Below are 19,340 nucleotides of genomic sequence, written 5' to 3'. Positions count from 1 at the left end.
TTCAATTTTTTTCCTCCATATTTAAAATAGTAAAGGCAGATAGTACTTGTAAAGTATCTGCATAGTAACTGCTCCCCAAAGCATTTTTCAAAGTCTCATTTTTGCTTTTCAAAGCCAAATTGCTTTTAGGATCTTCCTGATTAGCAAGAACCGCAACCGGTGATGTAAAGGCAGTTGAAGAATAGTCTACCAAAGCTTGCCCATTTAGTCCATAACCAGCACTTATTGATTTCTGTTTAGAGAAAAAAGTAAGTAGCTTTTCCTTGGTTTGAGCAAGTTCATCTCCACTTCCTACTAAGCGTAAAGGTACTCTGTTAGCATTCCAGTAATAATCACCATCATGTTCACTTTCAAGTACTTTACCATTTGCTATTTGCACATCATCCCCATAAACTTGAATAAAGTCTGGCATCAAGCCTGTATCAGTTTTTGAGCTTAGGTCATTTAAAACTTTTATCGACTTGTCAGCAATTAACTTCCACGTATCCACTCCAGTCTTTTTGTAGAAATACTGATAATAAGGAACAATCAAATCAGATGTCCTTACTAAGCTATTCTTATCCTCAGTTGACCTTGACCAATCACCAACTAGCAAAAGATTGTTGCTTGATTGATAATTATATTTTAATAAATCATTAAGGATAGAATTTGCAATTTCTTTATAATTATAATTCCCATCACTACCCCATAGATCATCAGCCTCAAATAGGGCATAAGCTATATCTAAATCACCATCAGTAGCGCTAGTATTGTTTTCATTGCTTGTCAGCATTGACGTTGAATTTGCAGCCTCAGTTTGTTTCCAAGCCATTAAATTATTGTTTTCAGAAATTGTATGAGCTTTATAATATTCAGTTAGCTTATCAAAATTTTCTTGATTAGACCAACCATTTTTTGACGCCTCAATTTCAATAAGCATTCCATAACCTTGTGCTTCTGAGACTGTCATTCTCTTATCTTTACCCGTATTTACAAAGCTCCCTTGGCTACTGTCTGACATATATTTACTAGACCAAGCTTCATATATTTTTTCCACATCTTTTTGATTTGAATTATTATTTTTTATTATTCGAAGCCCTCCAATTACTATCAATCCTACTAAAAAAAATAATAATAGAATTGGTAAAATTTTATTTTTTTTCATTATTATTCACCTTTAAAAAACTTAATAAATTTAGTTGTTCATTTTTTTGTTCATCATCTTTATATATTATTACTTGATTTCGTCCATTATTTTTCGCCTTATAAAGTGCCTTGTCAGCCTCCTCTAAAGCTATATGAACTACTTCTTTATCACCATCAATAACTTTACTTGATATACCTACTGAAAAACTAACTTGAACCTTATCATAATCATCCACACTATCATAGTAAGTAACAAAAGACATTCTAAAATCATCCAAAAGATTTTTAACTTTTTTTGAATCAAGGTTGAAAAAAACCAAGCAAAATTCTTCACCGCCAAAGCGAAATATATAATACTCCTCTTCATTTAGTTGACTGTTCATATAATTTCGAATCATACGAACTAATGAAATCAGTAAATTGTTTCCCTCTATATGACCATATGTATCATTAACCTTTTTAAAGTAATCCAAATCAATCATAGCTACAGTGACTATGCTAGTGTTCATTGGAAAATTTTCCAATAACTTAGTAAAACCAGAAAAATTATGAGCCCCAGTCAAACTATCAATTTGAGATTTCTTTATTGCATCATTCATTGCCTTAATATCTTGTAGCTGTACCGTATGGAACCTTCTATATAGAAAAACAACAACTAGCGAACCTAGAAATACCAGAACTTCTTCATCTATTCTAATGCTTCTGCCTTCTATGCTAATAGCAGCCGAATCTGAACCTAAAGATATCACCATATCAATCATAAGGAGAAATATTATTTGTACCCATCTCTTCTGATTAATTTCCATGCTTTGCAAGACGGAAAATACAATAAAATGAATTATTCCTATTAAGATAATCCTAATTTCAGAGCCTGAATAATCAAAATTATAGAAACTATAGTAGGCCATCAATAATAAAGGGGTTATAAGGAATAAGTACTTTCCTTCTTTAGGTAGGCAGTAATAAGAGATAAATATCGCTAAGGTATACTCAAAGCAATAGAATCCCACAAAAGTATAAGTGAAGCTTAATATAAAATATTCATATATTGCATATAACACTAGTAGCAATGCATACTTTTCTATTCTAGCAAACTTAGTACGTCCAGTTGTCCTTGAAATAGAGTAGAAAGATAAAAGAAGACTGGTTAATATAATGGGAATAAAAAATATTAAAGTAATAATCATATTCATTTTTCAAGGGTTCTCCAGTACCCTAACACATATCTTTTATAAATGGCCAGTAATATCCTTGTTGATAGGTAAAACCAGAATCTGATAGCCTCTTGCTAATTTCCTCATTTTCAACGCCTTCAACGATAAATCTTTTGCCGTGTCTCATAGCTACATGTTTCCATGCATATATAAAATCTTTAACGTCTTCCATCTGTGCATCCATAAAAGCTGTCAAAGTAAATTTCATTGTATCAATATGTTCAATATTGTTTAAAACAAACTCCAAATTATTCTGACCTGTAGATATATCATCTAAAGCAACTTGATATCCAAGTCCTCTCATTTTAATCAAATAGGATTCCATGTCAATTTGATTGTTCATATGATCAACCTGTTTTTGAAATGGTTTGATATGTTCAGTTATTTCAATCATAATTTGAGATGAATATGATTTTAATTCATTCAAAAATTTCCATGTTGCTTCCTTGGTTATTTGGTTAGGAAAAAGATTCAAAGAAAAATTATATTTAGGAAATGCATCCATATTTTTTTTAATTTCTTTGTGGAACCAGTCCAAATAATTTATATATAAACCTTCATCATTCATTAATCTAGTAAATAAACTTTCTGGAAATGAATTAGTCTCATGGGTTCTAAGCAGAATCTCAAACTCATTAAAATCCATTGTAGATTCTGTATTAACTATTGGTTGAAACAGTAAGTATAAGTCATCAAAGATATTCATTTTTCACTCCATTTATACGCATTCATACATAGAAACTATAGTATTATATTACAATGATTTTACTAAAAGATTAAACCTACTGCAAGAATTAAGCTTAAGTACACTATGATATTGTACTTTACTTAAATATAACTAAAAAAAAGCCAGATATCTGACTTTTTAGTTATAAACTGCCTTTACGTTATACTTTACGTACTTTACAAAGAAGTTTACAAGTAATTTTGTTATCTTTATCATTATCGGAAATGCCACTATTCCAATAACAAAGAAAATAATTGCATAAATGGTTTGATCATTAGCGTAAGCTTGAGCACCAGATATATTTGCATAGGCTAAAATCAAAGGACTTGCTATAAAAACAATATCCAACAACCATATACAGAACAATACCCCTCCTACTATTGTAAACACGGTTAATATTAATAAAATATTAAATATTAGCACTCCAATTAGGGCAAACCAGTTAATTTTCTTTCTTGTCATCTTCTCTTCCCTCGATTCAATAGAATTTATTTCATCACTCGAATCTGTTTTCTCAGAAACAAGCTGTTCAAGAGATAGGCCATAAAGTAAACTCAATTCCTTAAGTACATATATGTTAGGCATGGTCTTATTTTGCTCCCATCTAGATACGGTCTGTCTAGTTACATATAATTGCTCAGCTACCATATCCTGTGTAAGATTTTTATCTTTACGAGCCTTACTTAATGATTCACCTAAAGCCATTTTTGAGTTCCTTTTACCTTTCTCTTTATAATTCTATTATCTGTAAACTGGAGTAAATGACAAGCAACAAAGCTGTTACATGCTTATATATATTAGATTTATAAACTAAATTTTTTAGATTTTTCCTATATCTAATTTTGTATTTCTTGTTAGAAACAAAATTAAGAATGCAGTAATGGAAATCACACCAACAAATAAAGCATATATAAATATCGAGTTAGTAGCCAAACTTATTGACACTGTTGATATTAGAGCTGGGATTACTGTAAAAAAGGTATTCATACAGGAGTTTATAATTCCCATTTTCTCTAATGGTGTATTCTTTAATATAATTACGCTAAATCTAATGTTAAATATCCCTATTGCAAATGTACTTATCAGTAAACTCAAAACTGCTAACATTGGTAAATTTTTAAATATAAAAACAGAAAACAACATATTCCCAACATAGGAGATAGCTAGAATATTATTGGTTGACAACCTTGTAAAGTATTTTGGTCCTAAAAAGTTACCTAAAAGCCCAGATATAACAATTAATCCCTGAGTTATTGCTACCGAATATGCTAAATTTATAATTTGAAAACCTTTATTTTGAGATAAATAGATTGACAATACAGGAATAGTGGTTTGCGAAAAACTATTAAGGCAAGCAGCAAATAAGAAAAAATTCCTGATTGACTTTTCACTAATTAAATCTTTCAAACTATATAAAATATGATTTACAACATCCTTAAAATGAGTAAAGTTCTTAACTTCAATCTTCTTCTCAACCTAAATTAATTTACTACTTATTGCCTTTACACCAAAAGCAACAAAAAAGAAAGTTAATGCGTTGAAAAAAGCCAGTAGTTGAATTCCTAATACTCCTAACAAAGCTGCACCAATTAAATTAGCAAACATATAAATAAAGTTATGAAAGAATGAGTTAATAGCTAGTGATTTCTCCAAATCATCTTCATCTACTATCAACTTGATAAATGGTGATATGCATAGTTCTACATATGAACCAAACAAATCGCTGAGTGCATTTAATATACCAATTATAAGTATTCCTATAATGGAATTTGATTTTAACATTATTATTCCAATCAAGAGATAACAAAATCCCCTAAAAATTCCTGATTGGAAAAATCTCTTTGTTCTTTGCCGAGTCGAATCAGCTAGAACTCCAAGAAATACTTCAAAAACTCTTGGAAAAATCTCAGAGATACTGATTATCATTATAGCTATTTTTGGATTAGATAAGTTTGAAGCATATGATAAAAGGGCGATATAGTAAAAACTATCACCCAGCATACTAATCCATTCAAGACTACGCCATTGGTAATATAATTTATTATTTTTAAAAACATTTATTCTCCTAAATAAGGTTTCCCTCTTCAACTTGTGTAACATAAAAAAGACTTTTACATACACAAAAGTTTAATAGATATCGGAATTGTTTCTAAAAAACATTACATAAATTGGCATTACCTTTCAAAGACTTATTTTCTTTTATAATATCCTACTTTAATAAATCAGTCAAAATTTTATGAAGAATGACCCTTGAAAGAACCCTTTAAATTTTAATTTTTTAATATAGGATACGTACAACATATTCACTATAAAACTTGATTGTTTCTACTTGAGTTTCTGAGTCTGTAATAATTACCCAAAAATCCCAAATCATCTAAGGATTTGGGATTACATATTTTTAATTTATTAGTTATCAAATAAATCGATTAAATGGCTATCAGTAAAGTCATCACTATCAAAATAATCTTTGCTTAATTCATTTGCAAATTCTTCAAATAGATTTACTGTATATGGAAAACCAATCATATCTGTCAACATACTTGAAATCATTAAATTTGCCTTTGAAATGCTCGGACTAATCAAATCTTTCATACGTTTTTTCATAAGTTCATCTAGGTTTTTATATTTTTTATAACTAGTTACTTTAACTTCACTAAGAATAATTGTTTTAAAATTTATATTCCAAGTCGTAAAATCAATTGAGAGTACTAAATTTACTAGTCCTTCATTTCTAAATATTTCTTCATCTCTATTGTATGAAATATCAATATCATGTCCATTAAGCTCTCCTTCATCTATACCATAATTTCTCAGTGCAGTAAAAAGGTCTACAATAATAGATACTAATTTTAATTCATTTTTTTGATTCTCAGATTTTAAATCTGCATTTATATTTCCTTCTGCTCCGGCTAATATATCATTCAAGTTCGGTGTATATTCTAATTTTTCAGCATGTTTCACCCAACTGTCAAAAGTCGTTTCGTCCAAGCCAAACTCTTTTAAAATATCAGCTCGTGGCATACCAGCTAAATATAAAGCAACAACTAAATTTTTTAATGTTTGATCATACTCTCTTCTTTTCACCATAATACAAGTCCCCATTTCATAGTTTTATAGTTTTTATAATTAATTTACGATCTACTAATTCTAAACAATATGTTAAAGTATTGGGCTTAATAGCCTTGAGAAATTTTGTTTAAATTTAAGCCAAAGTGATTGATTACTAATTATTTCATCAGTTAATTCAGTAGATTTCTTCATGTCATTCTTGAAAATTTCTGCCATTTCTTTAGCTACACCTTCATCATAACAGAAAGCACTAACTTCAAAGTTCAAATCATAACTACGAATATCTTGATTGGTTGTTCCAAATACTCCTAATCTGTCATCCATAACAACCGTTTTTGAATGTATAAATCCATTATTGTAGTTATAAATTTTAATACCATGTTTATGTAAATAATTGGAATAATACTGAGTCGCTCGGAAGATAAATGGATGGTCAGGCATATCAGGAACCATTATCCTTACATCGACTCCTGATTGGGCTGCAGCAACTAGTGCTGTAATCATCGGGTCATCAGGAACTAGATATGGAGATTGGAACCAGATATAATCTTCAGCATCCATAATCATCTTCATAAAACCAGTTCTTAAAGTCATAGACTCACTTTCAGGTCCATCAGATACGATTTGAATATCAACATCTCCAACAGGTTCTTCTGGCACTACAAAGTAGTTATCTTTTCTTTTAAGCTTATCTTTTTCATCAGAGACAGATACATTCCAGTCACGAATAAATGTTTCTTGTAGACCAAAAGCTGCTGTTCCAACCATTCGGCCATGAGTATCACGCCAAAAACCAAATTTTTCACTACCATAAATATATTGGTCACCTACATTAAAGCCACCAGTCCATCCAATCTGCCCATCAATTACCACTACTTTACGGTGTAGGTGATAATTCAAACGAGTGTTACGAATAATGTCACGCGCAGTAATAAATGGAATAACTTCTCCCCCTGCCTCCTCAAGAGGTTTAAAGAAACTAGAATTAGTGTGGCCACCCCATGGATCGTAGATAAGTTTTACTTCGACACCTTGTTTTGCTTTATCAATCAAATGATCACGGAAGATAGTACCTATTTTATCGCTAAAGAATGCATAATATTCAACATGAATATTATCTTTGGCATTTTTAATGTCTTCAAATAGAGCTGCAAATTTTTCTTCTCCACTAAGGTAAAAAGAAACGTCATTCCCTCTACATAATGGCGTACGCTCAATATTGCTAAAGTAACGTTTTAGCTGACGTTCTTGAGGGGTCATAACTTTCTTCTCGACAGAATGATTCATCTGATCAATTTTTTCTTGAATCGCACTTAAATCTTGTTTGTTTTCTACAGCAAAACGCTCAACTGTTTTCTTATCAAGACCTCGACCTAGAAATAGATAGGCAATAAAACCAACCCCGGGTAAGAATATAAGAATCAAAGACCAAGCAAAGATACTTGCTATTGACCTTGGCTTACGAAAAATTGTTATAAGTGCTAAAACAGCATTTATAGAAACCAAAGTACCTAATATGCTATAAAATGTTGCAAGTGACATAATTCACCCCTCTCCTAAAATTAAACTCATAAAAAGAAATACTATTTTATTTATAAGTAATAATGTTTACTAATTATAACAAAATTTCTTGCAAATAGTTGTTTATAAGCCATTAGTAAATTTACTTGATGAAAAAGGCTGCTTCTCAGCAACCCTTAATTATTATTATATTGTTTTAACTATGCTGCCTTACTTTTCTTACCTAAGGCAACTAAAACAAATGAACAGAATGCACCAAATAATGCAACTCCTACTCCAATTAAAAAGATAGTTTTATATGCAGCTACTGGATCTGATAGATTATTATCTATAATACGACCATTCATTGAATAGACAAGGAGAACTGGTGCATACGCTAAGAATGATCCTACACTCATAGCCGATCCTGAATATCTAGAATCTATATCAAGTTCTGCAACAGGAGCTAAAATGATACTTTTTGCTAAGAAAATTGAAAATGAAAATAGGAATAATACTATTACAGCTGGAAGAAGTGCTTCTTTCGTTTTTGGAACTATTAAAGTTAAACCAAGTGATGCAGCAGTGACAAGTAGAGCTAGTCCCATTAATAATGATGATGATTTAAGAACTTTCGATGCTATATAACCTGCTAATACACCACATATGATTCCCATAACCCCCGTATTAAAAATACCAAATAATGCAGCTTGTGATGAATTGATTTTATAAACAGCTTGAAGATATGGCACAGTATATATAAGTATGATGTAGCACCAGTACACAGTCAATGCAGAAAGTGAGGCTAGCCAAACTTTTGGTTTAAGCATAACTGCAATCAGTCCTTTTAGTGCATCTGCAGCTTTTGCTCCCTCTCCCTCATGTTCAGCTGAAATACCATTTTTAGGAATATATTTCATTACTAAGAAGCATAGAGGTATCAATAGTAAGTTATAAACAAACATACCACCTTTAAATATTGCCAAACCTCCAGCAACTGACATAACAGTCACAAGAATGAAATTCATTAAAACTTCCAATGCTCTACGAACCGACTCTAATAGGCCAAAGCCTATAGATCTATTGCTTTCGTTTGTTGTGAGTATTACTCCGTTAAGAACTGCAGGCCAAAAGAACGCATCTACTACACCCCAAATCATAGCAATGAATTTTAGTTGCTCAAATCCTGGAGTGAAAAGTAACATATAGTTTATAGTTAAAAACCTTACTAGCATACCTGTAATCAATAATGATCTAGTGGAGAATCTATTATTTATCCATCCACCAGGTATATATAGAAATGTTGATATTCCTAGTGCGCCAAGAATTGTACCTAACTGTGCATTACTTAAATTGAAAACTTCCAGCAAAGTATTATAAAATGTACCCTTAAAAGCTTCAAAAGCTGAGTAAATAATCTGTCCAGAACTCACAACTGTCAGAAAACCTAAAAATTTTTTCTTATCTTTGAAGCCTATCTTATTCATTATCGTTTGACTAAAACTCATCTTATTCCCCTTTCTCTCCAACAAATGTATCTGCTACATCTGTAAAAATTCCATCAACTCCCCAGTTGAAAAGTTCATTTGCTCTTCCATGATCATTAACCGTCCATACATTAACATTATAGCCTCGTTTTTTGATCTCTGAAATCATATCATATGTTAATCTTTCACTCTCTAAGTGAACTGTCTTTGCTCCACATGCATCAGCAATTAATTGCCAATCTGGGTACAAAGTATGTTGTTCAAAAAGAATAGCATATTCATATTCAGGAGCAATATTATGCATCTTAGCTAACATTATTGAATTAAAACTAGAAATAAGAATTTCAATATTAGGATCAATCTGATCTAAGAAGTCTTTTAATTTATGGACTAAGCTATCTGCTAGTTTATTACCCTCAGGACCCGTAATTCCTTTGAGCTCAATGTTCAAATTAATTTTTGTTTCATTAACAAAATCAACAATATCTCTCATAGTTGGCAGTTTTTCACCATCATATTTTGATGAAAACCAGAAACCTGTATCTGCATCTTTGATTTCTGAATAATTCATTCTTGAAACCTCTCCTGATTTATTTGTCGTTCTATCAAGATAGTCATCATGAATAATTACAAGTTCCCCATCACTAGTCGAAGTAACATCAGTTTCAAACCAATCTACATTATATTTCTCCATTAGCTTAAAACCACCCATTGTGTTTTCAGGTGCTAAGACTGGTAATCCCCTGTGCGCAATAATCTTTTTACCTTTATGCATTATATAAATCCTCCAATAAATTTTCCAACATCAAATATTATATCATGAAAACGCTTCCTTTAAATGTGATTTTCACAAAAAGAACACTTAAAAACACCCTTAACTTAAAACAATAACTTCAATTACAATGTTTGTGATTTCACATATTTGTAGTATAAAGATTTAAAACTTATTTGTGTGTAAATTCTTTATTAAATCTTTGTAAAAATAAGGTTAATAAAAGCCCCTACTATTAAGTAAGGACTTGAGAGCTATTTTAAAATTTCATAGATTTTTTCTATATCATTTATCTCGTATGTAGGTACGGCATCGGTTAAGTTTTCAGCATCTTTATTATTAAGCCATACTGTGTCAACTCCTGCATTATTACCACCTTTAATGTCAGAGGATAATGTGTCACCTATCATTAATGTCGTATCAGGATTAAAATTTTCTATCCTTTCAAAAGCACAGTCAAAAAATTCTACCATTGGTTTTTGATATCCTGTCTCCTCTGACACAATAACATCTTCGAAAAAGCGGTATAAATCAGCATCTTTTAGTCTCTTATGTTGAGTGACAGATACTCCATTAGTCAAAATATACATTTTATAATCATCTTGCGACAACTTTTCTAGTACTTCAAGACTTTTCCCTAAAAATTGAGGGTTTTCTGCTAAATGAGAGCGATACTTATTATCCATTTTTGGACCATCAACCTCAATACCTAATGTAGAAAATAAATTAGAAAAACGATTATCTGTAACTTCTTGACGGCTTATCTTACCGTCTTCATAATCCTTCCAAGCTTGCTTATTTATCTTTAAGTAATAGTCTTTAATATCATCTGTTAACTCAACACCCATATCTTCAAATAGCTTAGCTAGAGCGTAATCTTCAGCAGCGCCAAAATCTAAAATCGTATCATCTAGATCAAATAGTAAAGTTTTGTATTTCATAAATCTTCCTTTTAATATATAAAATAAATGACCTAAGTCGGACATATGGTTTGCAATTTAAAATCTATTAACTGTTATTACTCTATATGTGTAAGAATTAAATTTTCAATTGCTATGTTATAAATGTTAAATGCTAGTTTTTTATTAATTCTAGGATATACAAGCTCTGTATAACATAGATTCTTTAATATCTCATCTTCATAATTCATTATAGCATACGAAAAATCTACAATATGATTTAAAATATAAAATTAACTAGAACAAAAAGTGGGCAACTCACATTTAAAACAATAAAAAAGCCTTCTATGAAAGGATTCATAGAAGGTCTGCTTAGTGCCCCCTGTAGGATTTGAACCTACGACCCATGGATTAAGAGTCCACTGCTCTGCCAACTGAGCTAAGAAGGCTTGTTAAAACTTTAATAAGCTTACTTGAATATTATAGCACTTAAGTTATAAATTTCAATATATTTTTTCAAAAAAAATAAAGTACTGATTGAATGCCGTATATCAACCCGTGTATTGAACCCGCCTAATAGACAAGGTGGGCTTCTCGCTCTTACTAAGACTAGCTCCCGGATGTTCGGTATGCACGCTGTAAGATGTCTTCGAATCCCAAAGCAATACGATTTAGTCGGTCAAAAAAGATGAGCTGATTCGCACATTCCAGTACCTTTATCTGTGTATATAATACCATTAAATTTTTAAATTTTCAAGAACTTGAATACGCTTGCAAAATTGCTTAAAAATAAAAAAGCAGAGCAGACAAAATTATTATAAACCTTTTTTTAAAAAAATACAAAAAATTTCTAAAAAGTTGTTGACAAAGTAGAGGGTATCGGGGTATACTATTCAAGTAGTGTTTTTGGTCCGTTGGTCAAGGGGTTAAGACACCGCCTTTTCACGGCGGTAACACGGGTTCGAATCCCGTACGGACTATTAAATCTTAATGATTTATACACAACTACAGTCGTAGTTGATTTAAATAGAAATAAGACAAGTAAACAAAGTATTAATCTATTTTAAACCACTATATATTTACCCTGGTCCGTTGGTCAAGGGGTTAAGACACCGCCTTTTCACGGCGGTAACACGGGTTCGAATCCCGTACGGACTATCTCATAAAACTTCAGCAATTGTTGAAGTTTTTTTGTTGTCTACTAATTAGCATTGAATAATTCTGAAAATACTGATAAAATCATTGCTAAGCATCATATAATCTAGGAGGATAACATGGATTTATCACACCGTTTTAATCAAAATATTAATAAAATTGCTGTTTCTGAAATTAGACAATTTGACCAAGAGGTTTCTAAGATTCCAAATATTATTAAATTAACACTTGGAGAACCTGATTTTAATACACCTGAAGAAGTTAAAGCTGCAGGTATTGCTGCAATTGCTGATAATCAAAGTCACTACACAGGTATGAGTGGTTTACTTCCACTTCGTCAAGCTGTCAGTGAGTTTATGAAAGAAAAATATAATTTATCTTATAATCCTGACAATGAAATTTTGGTCACCGTAGGTGCTACTGAAGCAATTTCAGCAAGTCTTCTTTCAATTCTTGTTGAAGGTGATAAGGTACTTATTCCTGCTCCTAACTATCCAGGTTATGAACCTATTATTACTTTGGCTGGTGGCGAGGTTACTACCATTGATACTACACCAAATAATTTTATCCTAACACCTGAGACACTAGAACAATCACTAATTGATGGTGGTGAAAGTGTTAAGGCTATCATTCTAAACTACCCATCTAATCCAACGGGTGTGACTTATTCTAGAGAACAGATTAAGGAATTTGCTGAGGTTCTTAAAAAATATGAAGTCTTTGTTATCAGTGATGAGATTTATTCTGAACTGAACTACACTGGTGAAGAACATGTGTCGATTGCTGAATTTATTCCTGAGCAAACAATTGTCATTAATGGACTTTCAAAATCACATGCTATGACTGGTTGGCGTATTGGATTCATCCTAGCAACTGAGGCTATCACTGCTCAACTTATCAAGACCCATCAATATTTGGTTACTGCTGCTACTACTAACGCTCAATTTGCGGCAATTGAAGCTTTAACTGCAGGAAAAAATGATGCTTATCCTATGAAAGTGGAGTATATCAAGCGTCGTGATTATATTGTAGAAAAAATGACTGCACTTGATTTTGAGATCATCAAACCTGACGGAGCCTTCTACATTTTTGCTAAAATACCAGCTGGGTATGAACAAAATTCATTTAAATTCTTATTAGATTTTGCTCAAAAGAAACAAGTAGCTTTTATACCGGGAAGTGCTTTTGGTAAACTAGGTGAAGGATATGTACGTCTTAGCTATGCTGCTAGCATGGAAACTATTGAAACAGCTATGAGTCGTCTAAAAGAATATATGGAAGAAAATAAGTAAGGTTTAACTATGCCTCAAATGGAATCAAATGCTCTTGTCCTCTACTCTCAAAATTACAAGGAACAGGACAAGTTGGTAAAAATATTTACCAAGAAGCACGGCAAAAGAATGTTTTTCCTAAAGAATCCGTCTAAGTCTCGTTTAAATTTTGGAATTCAGCCACTAACTTCTGCAAATATGATTTTTCAAATAAATGATACTGGTTTTTCATTCATTAACGATATTAGCGAAGTAAGGATTTTCAAAAATATTAACGAAGATATTTTTCTCAATGCCCACGCTAGTTACTTAGTAGCTCTTGCTGATGCATCCATATCAGATAATATTAAAGATATTCCCTTATTTGAATTTCTAACAAAAAGTTTAGAGTTAATTGACTCGGGATTTGATAGGGAAGTAGTAACAAATATTTTTGAATTACAGATCATGGGACACTTTGGCTCTAGTATTGATTTTTCACAATGTGTCTTTTGTCATAGAACCGACTTGCCAATGGATTACTCCTTCAAATACAATGGTTGCCTCTGCGTTAATCACTTCAATGAAGATGAACGACGTAGCCATCTGGATCCAAATGTCATATATTTTGCAAATCTCTTTATGCACGTTGATTTAAATAAGATACAAAACATTTCATTAAAAGATGACTTGAAAAAGAAAATTCGCCTCTTTATTGACGAATTATATGAGGAATATGTTGGAATACATCTCAAGCCTAAGAAATTCTTAGATCAAATGGATTCATGGTCAAATTTAATGACCGATTTAGGACAAACACGAAAAATTGAAGAAAATGGTAAAGAGAGTTGAAATCAACTCTCTTTTTTGTATTCATTTCTAATCTTCACAGCACGTTCTGGATAATCTGTCATTATTCCTAAAACATTCGGACTAGAAAGTGCAATTTTAATATCTAAATCATTATTAATGGTCCAAAACCTAAAGAACTTTTCAGATTTATCAAGCTTATCGATATTTTTATATAACCAGTCAATTCTTGGATGAAGGCTATTTGCAAATGGTGAGTCTAAACCTCTAATAATTCTATCTTTTTCATTCTTGGCTAGATATGCTAACTCTGTGTCTGGCTCTAAATCATGCAATTTTTCAAGACTTTTATAGTTAAATGAACAATATATATGAGAAAAAGGATAATTTTCCTTAAGCATCAATTCTGATACTTTTCCTTCAATTCCTGGATAGTAATATTTATCTGTCTTTATCTCAATATTCAATATACCTTTGAAATCTAACTCTTTTAATAGTTCCAAAACCTCTTTTAAGGATGGAATTTTCTCATTTTTATACTTTTTGTCAAACCATGATCCTGCATCAAATTTTTGAATTTCCCTTAAGGTTAAATTTCTGACAAAACCATGTCCATTGCTGGTTCTATCAATTGACTCGTCATGGATAATAACAATTTCTCCGTCCCTTGTCATATGAACATCAAGCTCTATCCCATCTGCTCCAACTCTGACTGCTTCTTCAAAGGCTGCTAGTGTATTTTCTGGTCGATTTGACTTACTTCCTCGGTGAGCAAAGATTTGCAAATCACCTTTGCCATTTAAATTCAGTTTTTTCTTAAGGCGTGAGCGTCTTAAAGATAAATTTATATTTTCATAAGCATTAGCAAGTTTTGCTAGTTGATTTTTAAATTGTAAATAAATTTTCCTCATACTCTCCCCCTAACTTTTGCTTCAATTATATACTAAAGCTATTAATTCTACAAAAAAGTAGTAGAATAGGATAAAGTATTAAATTAGGAGGCATAAAATGCAAGAAAGTAGAGCTTACAGAATAACTAATGAAGTGTTTAACGCGGTAACACACGGTATCGGTTTTGGTTTAGCAGTTGCTGGATTAGTGCTTTTAATCATCAAAGGTGCTCATATGGGACCTTTAGCTACCGTATCCTTCACTATCTACGGAGCGTGTCTTACTCTTTTATTCCTCTTTTCAACACTTTTCCACAGCCTAATTTTCACCAAGGCAAACAAGGTATTCCAAGTATTTGATCACTCATCAATCTATCTCTTGATTGCGGGTACCTATACACCATATTGCCTAGTAACTGTCGGCGGATGGCTCGGAACTTCAATGATGGTAGCTATTTGGCTTCTTGCCATTGCTGGCATCGTCTACAAAAGCATCGTCTTACCGAAAATGGACAGCGTACCAAAAATTTCAACAGTCATCTATATCATTATGGGCTGGCTATGTGTCGGAATGATCGTCCCACTTTGGAACACCCTAAATCCTACAGCCTTCTGGCTCCTAGTAGCGGGTGGTGTCGTCTATACAAGTGGAGCCTTCTTCTACACAGTCAAATTTCCCTTCAACCACGTCGTTTGGCACCTGTTCGTTATGGCAGCAGCAATGCTTATGTGGTTCTCAGTCTACCTCTATGTATAAAATTTTTAATTTATAGTCACTTAAAAATAGATTAATACATCGTTGACTCATCTCGATGAACGCTAGTTCTATCATCAATTCGTCGACTTGTCTTATTTCTATTTTAATCAACTATATAATAAACGAAAAAGGTGTGGATTTTCCACACCTTTTTATTTAGCTAACTTCAATCCAATCTCTTTCAATACCTGTGACAAAATCATGCATTATCTGATTACGACCTTTTGCAAGTTCACGCGCTTCTTCAGTATTCAACTTGTCACTTAATAAAAATAGTTTTTCATAAAAATGATTTATTGTAGTTCCTTCTGAATTACGATATTCATCCTTTGATAAATCTTGGCGAGGCTTAACACTTGGATCATATAATTTACGACTATGTGACCATCCATATTCAAGAGCTCTATTTATAGCGATAGCTCCCATACTATCAAGACGGTCCGCATCCTGAACGATTTGTCCAACTAAATTCAATTTCTTTTGACCATCGATATTAGCAAAGAAACTCATATTGTCGATAATATAGATTATCTTATCAATTATATCTTGTTCAATTTCTAGCTTGGAAAGAAAGTCGATTACCTTAGCTTTTTGTTCCAAACTATCCACAAAAAGCTTTTGATCATAACAATCATGTAGATAAACCGTAGCTAGGACTGTAAACTTATCCACATGTGAATAAGTCTCTAGAATTTTTTGAGCTAAACCAGCTACTCGTCTAATATGATTAAAATCATGACCATCATTAATTTCGGAATGAATGTTATAGGCAAAATCTCTTATTTTTACTAATTTCTCATCATTTATTAAGTCAGGATTATCCATAACCCACTCTGCTTCAATAGCTGCTACAAAATCACGAATAAATTTATCACGCTCAAAACACATATCCTGAGCCTTTTTTGTATTAAGCATATCCTTTAAAAGAAATAATCTTTCCTTAAAGTGAGTTATGGTGCTACTATCTGCCTTACGATAATCCTCCTTGGACGTAAAAGTCTGAGCTACTTCCTCTGGATTATAAAGAGGAATATTATGATACCAGCCGAATTGTAGAGCACGTGTAACAGCTATCGGCCCAAGGCTATCAATCCTATCAGCATCCTGTACTATTTGTCCATTAAGATCAAGAGGTGCCTTACCATCCAGACTGGCTGCAAAACTCATATTATCAATAATAGAAAATAATTGCCTAATAATATCATCACCAAGTCCTAAAGACTCTAGAAATTCTTTTACAGCTTCTTTTTGTTTGATACTATCATCAAATAACTTTTCATCATAAGTATCATGGAGATAGCATGCTGCTAAAACTAAAAATTCATCTGCCTGTGGATAATCTTGTAAAAGTTCCTTAGCTAACTCCACTACCCTTTGGATATGTTCAAAATCATGACCTTCATTAAAATTCGAATGAATATTTGCTGCAAAATTTGAAATTTCTCTAAGATTTAGCTCCTGAGAATTCTTCATTGGTAATCACCTCTTTTCTTAAATTGTGGAGTTTTATTCTATCATAAATTGTGGATAAAATCTTAATATAATCTAAAAAAATATGGACAGAAAATATTTTCTATCCACATCTTACTAAGAGTTATTCTTTTGTTTTTAAATAATCAAATTAATAGTTAGGCATGAATTTTTTACTTAAAATAATTTAATCCCATTGCATCTTTTACTTCATCAAGCGTATTAGCAGCAACTGCTTGGGCTTTTTCACTACCATCTTTAAGCATTTGGTAAACTTGTCCCATATCTTTAGCATATTCTAAGCGACGTTCACGTATTGGTCCTAACTCACGATCTAGAACTTCTAGTAAATAACGCTTAGTTTTAACATCCCCAAGACCACCAGCTGCATATTGTTCTTTCATCTCAGCAATTTTTTGAGCATCATCAGCATTTCCGAAGACATCTAGATAATGGAATACCATATTACCTTCAACTTGTCCTGGATCTTCAACACGAATATGATTAGGATCAGTATACATGCTCATAACTTTCTTCTGAAGCGTATCAATATCATCTGATAGGTAAATACCATTATTTAATGATTTAGACATCTTAGCGTTACCATCAAGTCCAGGTAGACGTCCTGCTGCTTCATTATCCGGATAAATTCCTTCTGGTTCAACTAATACATCAGTATCATAAGCGTTATTGAATGAACGAACAATCTCACGAGTCTGTTCAATCATTGGCTTTTGGTCATTACCAACTGGAACAAGATTAGCCTTAAATGCAGTAATGTCAGCTGCTTGAGATACTGGATAAACCAAGAAACCTGCTGGAATACTTTCTCCAAATCCCTTTTGAGAAATTTCCGTTTTTACTGTTGGATTACGTTCCAAACGAGCAAGACTAACTAAGTTCATAAAATACATAGAAAGCTCAGCAAGTTCTGGAATTTGGCTTTGAATAAAGATAGTTGATTTAGAAGGATCAAGACCTGCTGCCAAGTAATCAAGTGCCACTTCCCCAACACTTTCAATAATCTTTTGAGGCTCTTTTGCATGGTCTGTCAATGCTTGTTGGTCAGCTAGAAAGACAAATAAATCATATTTACCTTGATTTTGTAAAAGTACTCGGTTACGTAATGAACCAACATAATGACCAATATGAAGTTTACCTGTTGGTCTATCACCTGTTAAAATAATTTTTTTTGATGTCATCTTCTTCTCCTTATAAATAAATAATAATTAAGTTCTTCGATTCGAAAAACAAAAAACCGCATATAGATTAATAATCTATATGCGGGCGTCTCACGACACGGTACCACCACAATTCGGAACATATCTATTCCCTCTAATTGTCTTACAAAACAATTGTCTGATATCGGTGACTACCGTGATTTTTATTTTTTCAAATCATGATTTTAAGCAAAGCCCATTCACACTTTTTATGATATTGACTCGCACTACCCGCCAATTCTCTGAAATCATTCCAAATGCTACTTTTCTTCGCTCTTATTAATATAAATTATATAAGTAATCTACATACCTGTCAATCTAAAGATTTCTTGATCTAAAATCAATTAAGTTAGTTTACTGTTCCAATTGATTTAAATGGCCATACTCTAAATTTGACTTTACCTAAAATATCTTTTTTATTAACAGAACCTATTCTTCGACTGTCTTCCGAGATTAATCGGTTATCTCCAAGTAAATAATATTGTCCTTCGGGTACAGTTACTTCAAATTCTGAGTTAGCATCTTTATCCAAAGTAAAATATTTGGTTTCTCTTGCCCACTCTTGAAATTCACTATTAAATGAGTATTCTTTTTGTAGCTTTTCTGTTCTAAGTTTTTGTTTGTAGTCATCTAAATACGGTTCATCATACTTTTGACCATTAATAGTCAAAGTATCATCTTTATAAGAAATTTTATCTACTGGTAATCCAACAATTCTCTTGATTATATCCTTCTTATCGCCATTATCATCGGTTTCTTCTGCGACTACTATATCGAAACGCTCCAATCTTTCCGTTTTAAGGAGAATTAGACGTTGACCATCTGCTAAAGTAGGATCCATTGAAGGTCCCGACACTATGACAGGTGCCCATAAAAAGATTCGAGATAGAAAGTATAGGGCTAAAATAAGTATAAATATACCCCAATCACGTAAAAATTTCATTTTTACCACCTTTGAAATTTATTTACAACATCTATCAATTAATTTAATTAAT

General features: G+C 32.1%; 19 protein-coding genes, 3 tRNA genes, 1 pseudogene and 1 other annotated feature. Of the genes and pseudogenes, 5 read left to right on the top strand and 18 right to left on the bottom strand.

Annotation, left to right across the window (positions count from 1 at the left end; all coding sequences use genetic code 11):
• Position 1: 1 nt before the first annotated feature.
• The 13 genes from BG262_RS00520 to BG262_RS00465 form a co-directional block, all read right to left on the bottom strand.
• Positions 2-1,144, bottom strand: a complete 1,143-nt coding sequence (locus tag BG262_RS00520; RefSeq protein WP_083312841.1) for a glycosyl hydrolase family 8 — start codon at positions 1,142-1,144, stop codon at positions 2-4.
• Positions 1,131-2,318 (bottom strand): GGDEF domain-containing protein, encoded by a 1,188-nt coding sequence (locus BG262_RS00515; RefSeq protein WP_070786929.1) that lies wholly within the window; start codon positions 2,316-2,318, stop codon positions 1,131-1,133. Before BG262_RS00515 ends, BG262_RS00520 begins: the two co-directional genes overlap by 14 nt.
• Before the next feature lie 22 nt (positions 2,319-2,340).
• Entirely contained in the window at positions 2,341-3,045 is a 705-nt protein-coding gene (locus BG262_RS00510) for an EAL domain-containing protein (RefSeq protein WP_070786928.1), read from the bottom strand.
• A 159-nt stretch (positions 3,046-3,204) separates the two neighbouring features.
• A complete protein-coding gene (locus tag BG262_RS00505; protein WP_070786927.1) occupies positions 3,205-3,771 on the bottom strand; it encodes a helix-turn-helix domain-containing protein in 567 nt (188 codons plus the stop codon).
• Between the two features lie 114 nt (positions 3,772-3,885).
• Positions 3,886-4,473: an MFS transporter gene (locus BG262_RS10670; RefSeq protein ID WP_158006625.1), complete on the bottom strand. Its 588-nt coding sequence runs from the start codon at positions 4,471-4,473 to the stop codon at positions 3,886-3,888.
• Between the two features lie 69 nt (positions 4,474-4,542).
• Positions 4,543-5,067, bottom strand: coding sequence for a hypothetical protein (locus BG262_RS00495; RefSeq protein WP_143602622.1), 525 nt, complete (start codon positions 5,065-5,067; stop codon positions 4,543-4,545).
• 405 nt (positions 5,068-5,472) lie between these two features.
• A complete protein-coding gene (locus tag BG262_RS00490; protein WP_070786924.1) occupies positions 5,473-6,153 on the bottom strand; it encodes a helix-turn-helix domain-containing protein in 681 nt (226 codons plus the stop codon).
• Positions 6,154-6,225: 72 nt separating this feature from the next.
• Positions 6,226-7,677, bottom strand: a complete 1,452-nt coding sequence (gene cls / locus BG262_RS00485) for a cardiolipin synthase (RefSeq protein ID WP_070786923.1) — start codon at positions 7,675-7,677, stop codon at positions 6,226-6,228.
• Positions 7,678-7,856: 179 nt separating this feature from the next.
• On the bottom strand, positions 7,857-9,143 hold the full coding sequence (locus BG262_RS00480) for an MFS transporter (RefSeq protein ID WP_070786922.1): 1,287 nt from the start codon (positions 9,141-9,143) through the stop codon (positions 7,857-7,859).
• Between the two features lies 1 nt (position 9,144).
• Positions 9,145-9,897, bottom strand: a complete 753-nt coding sequence (locus BG262_RS00475) for a glycerophosphodiester phosphodiesterase family protein (RefSeq protein WP_070786921.1) — start codon at positions 9,895-9,897, stop codon at positions 9,145-9,147.
• A gap of 251 nt (positions 9,898-10,148) precedes the next feature.
• On the bottom strand, positions 10,149-10,835 hold the full coding sequence (locus tag BG262_RS00470; RefSeq protein WP_070786920.1) for a YjjG family noncanonical pyrimidine nucleotidase: 687 nt from the start codon (positions 10,833-10,835) through the stop codon (positions 10,149-10,151).
• A gap of 77 nt (positions 10,836-10,912) precedes the next feature.
• Entirely contained in the window at positions 10,913-11,044 is a 132-nt protein-coding gene (locus BG262_RS11080; RefSeq protein WP_478210316.1) for a DUF3781 domain-containing protein, read from the bottom strand.
• A 125-nt stretch (positions 11,045-11,169) separates the two neighbouring features.
• Positions 11,170-11,242, bottom strand: a tRNA-Lys gene (locus BG262_RS00465).
• 459 nt (positions 11,243-11,701) lie between these two features.
• Here BG262_RS00465 and BG262_RS00460 point away from each other — a divergent pair.
• The 4 genes from BG262_RS00460 to recO all read left to right on the top strand — a co-directional run bounded on the left by BG262_RS00460 (position 11,702) and on the right by recO (position 14,050).
• Positions 11,702-11,773: transfer RNA gene (locus tag BG262_RS00460), tRNA-Glu, on the top strand.
• Between the two features lie 106 nt (positions 11,774-11,879).
• Positions 11,880-11,951 (top strand) — tRNA-Glu (locus BG262_RS00455).
• 116 nt (positions 11,952-12,067) lie between these two features.
• The gene (locus BG262_RS00450; RefSeq protein ID WP_070786919.1) at positions 12,068-13,240 is read left to right on the top strand and encodes a pyridoxal phosphate-dependent aminotransferase; all 1,173 of its coding nucleotides are present in this window, start codon (positions 12,068-12,070) and stop codon (positions 13,238-13,240) included.
• 9 nt (positions 13,241-13,249) lie between these two features.
• Positions 13,250-14,050, top strand: coding sequence for a DNA repair protein RecO (recO, locus tag BG262_RS00445; protein ID WP_070786918.1), 801 nt, complete (start codon positions 13,250-13,252; stop codon positions 14,048-14,050).
• A 2-nt stretch (positions 14,051-14,052) separates the two neighbouring features.
• Here recO and BG262_RS00440 read toward each other — a convergent pair whose 3' ends face one another.
• On the bottom strand, positions 14,053-14,919 hold the full coding sequence (locus BG262_RS00440) for a glycerophosphodiester phosphodiesterase (RefSeq protein ID WP_083312840.1): 867 nt from the start codon (positions 14,917-14,919) through the stop codon (positions 14,053-14,055).
• A 97-nt stretch (positions 14,920-15,016) separates the two neighbouring features.
• Here BG262_RS00440 and trhA point away from each other — a divergent pair, with 97 nt between their 5' ends.
• Complete coding sequence (gene trhA, locus BG262_RS00435; protein WP_070786917.1) at positions 15,017-15,655, top strand: PAQR family membrane homeostasis protein TrhA; 639 nt, start codon at positions 15,017-15,019, stop codon at positions 15,653-15,655.
• A gap of 156 nt (positions 15,656-15,811) precedes the next feature.
• Here trhA and BG262_RS11070 read toward each other — a convergent pair whose 3' ends face one another.
• From BG262_RS11070 to lepB, 4 genes and pseudogenes are all read right to left on the bottom strand, one after another.
• Positions 15,812-16,480, bottom strand: a complete 669-nt coding sequence (locus BG262_RS11070) for an HD domain-containing protein (protein ID WP_070786950.1) — start codon at positions 16,478-16,480, stop codon at positions 15,812-15,814.
• 273 nt (positions 16,481-16,753) lie between these two features.
• Positions 16,754-17,128 (bottom strand): annotated as a pseudogene (locus BG262_RS11065) (HD domain-containing protein); the annotation flags it as partial.
• A gap of 170 nt (positions 17,129-17,298) precedes the next feature.
• Entirely contained in the window at positions 17,299-18,327 is a 1,029-nt protein-coding gene (gene trpS, locus BG262_RS00425; RefSeq protein WP_070786916.1) for a tryptophan--tRNA ligase, read from the bottom strand.
• Positions 18,328-18,405: 78 nt separating this feature from the next.
• Positions 18,406-18,625: a binding site (T-box leader), on the bottom strand.
• A 69-nt stretch (positions 18,626-18,694) separates the two neighbouring features.
• Complete coding sequence (gene lepB / locus BG262_RS00420) at positions 18,695-19,288, bottom strand: signal peptidase I (RefSeq protein WP_070786915.1); 594 nt, start codon at positions 19,286-19,288, stop codon at positions 18,695-18,697.
• Between the last annotated feature and the right edge of the window lie 52 nt (positions 19,289-19,340).

The organism is Floricoccus penangensis (genome assembly GCF_001832885.1).
GTDB classification, from domain to species: domain Bacteria; phylum Bacillota; class Bacilli; order Lactobacillales; family Streptococcaceae; genus Floricoccus; species Floricoccus penangensis.
Note: the sequence above shows the minus strand (reverse complement) of the source record. Positions and strands in the feature narration are given on the sequence as shown.

Bases quoted from the DNA above. Each gene is read 5' to 3' on its own strand.
- BG262_RS00505 (WP_070786927.1), bottom strand. From the start codon at position 3,771: ATGGCTTTAGGTGAATCATTAAGTAAGGCTCGTAAAGATAAAAATCTT.
- BG262_RS00450 (WP_070786919.1), top strand. From the start codon at position 12,068: ATGGATTTATCACACCGTTTTAATCAAAATATTAATAAAATTGCTGTT.
- BG262_RS00490 (WP_070786924.1), bottom strand. From the start codon at position 6,153: ATGGTGAAAAGAAGAGAGTATGATCAAACATTAAAAAATTTAGTTGTT.
- BG262_RS00520 (WP_083312841.1), bottom strand. From the start codon at position 1,144: ATGAAAAAAAATAAAATTTTACCAATTCTATTATTATTTTTTTTAGTA.
- cls (WP_070786923.1), bottom strand. From the start codon at position 7,677: ATGTCACTTGCAACATTTTATAGCATATTAGGTACTTTGGTTTCTATA.
- BG262_RS00440 (WP_083312840.1), bottom strand. From the start codon at position 14,919: ATGAGGAAAATTTATTTACAATTTAAAAATCAACTAGCAAAACTTGCT.
- lepB (WP_070786915.1), bottom strand. From the start codon at position 19,288: ATGAAATTTTTACGTGATTGGGGTATATTTATACTTATTTTAGCCCTA.
- BG262_RS00470 (WP_070786920.1), bottom strand. From the start codon at position 10,835: ATGAAATACAAAACTTTACTATTTGATCTAGATGATACGATTTTAGAT.
- BG262_RS11070 (WP_070786950.1), bottom strand. From the start codon at position 16,480: ATGGATAATCCTGACTTAATAAATGATGAGAAATTAGTAAAAATAAGA.
- BG262_RS00510 (WP_070786928.1), bottom strand. From the start codon at position 3,045: ATGAATATCTTTGATGACTTATACTTACTGTTTCAACCAATAGTTAAT.
- BG262_RS00495 (WP_143602622.1), bottom strand. From the start codon at position 5,067: ATGCTGGGTGATAGTTTTTACTATATCGCCCTTTTATCATATGCTTCA.
- BG262_RS00480 (WP_070786922.1), bottom strand. From the start codon at position 9,143: ATGAGTTTTAGTCAAACGATAATGAATAAGATAGGCTTCAAAGATAAG.
- BG262_RS11080 (WP_478210316.1), bottom strand. From the start codon at position 11,044: ATGAATTATGAAGATGAGATATTAAAGAATCTATGTTATACAGAGCTT.
- recO (WP_070786918.1), top strand. From the start codon at position 13,250: ATGCCTCAAATGGAATCAAATGCTCTTGTCCTCTACTCTCAAAATTAC.
- BG262_RS00515 (WP_070786929.1), bottom strand. From the start codon at position 2,318: ATGAATATGATTATTACTTTAATATTTTTTATTCCCATTATATTAACC.
- trhA (WP_070786917.1), top strand. From the start codon at position 15,017: ATGCAAGAAAGTAGAGCTTACAGAATAACTAATGAAGTGTTTAACGCG.
- BG262_RS00475 (WP_070786921.1), bottom strand. From the start codon at position 9,897: ATGCATAAAGGTAAAAAGATTATTGCGCACAGGGGATTACCAGTCTTA.
- trpS (WP_070786916.1), bottom strand. From the start codon at position 18,327: ATGACATCAAAAAAAATTATTTTAACAGGTGATAGACCAACAGGTAAA.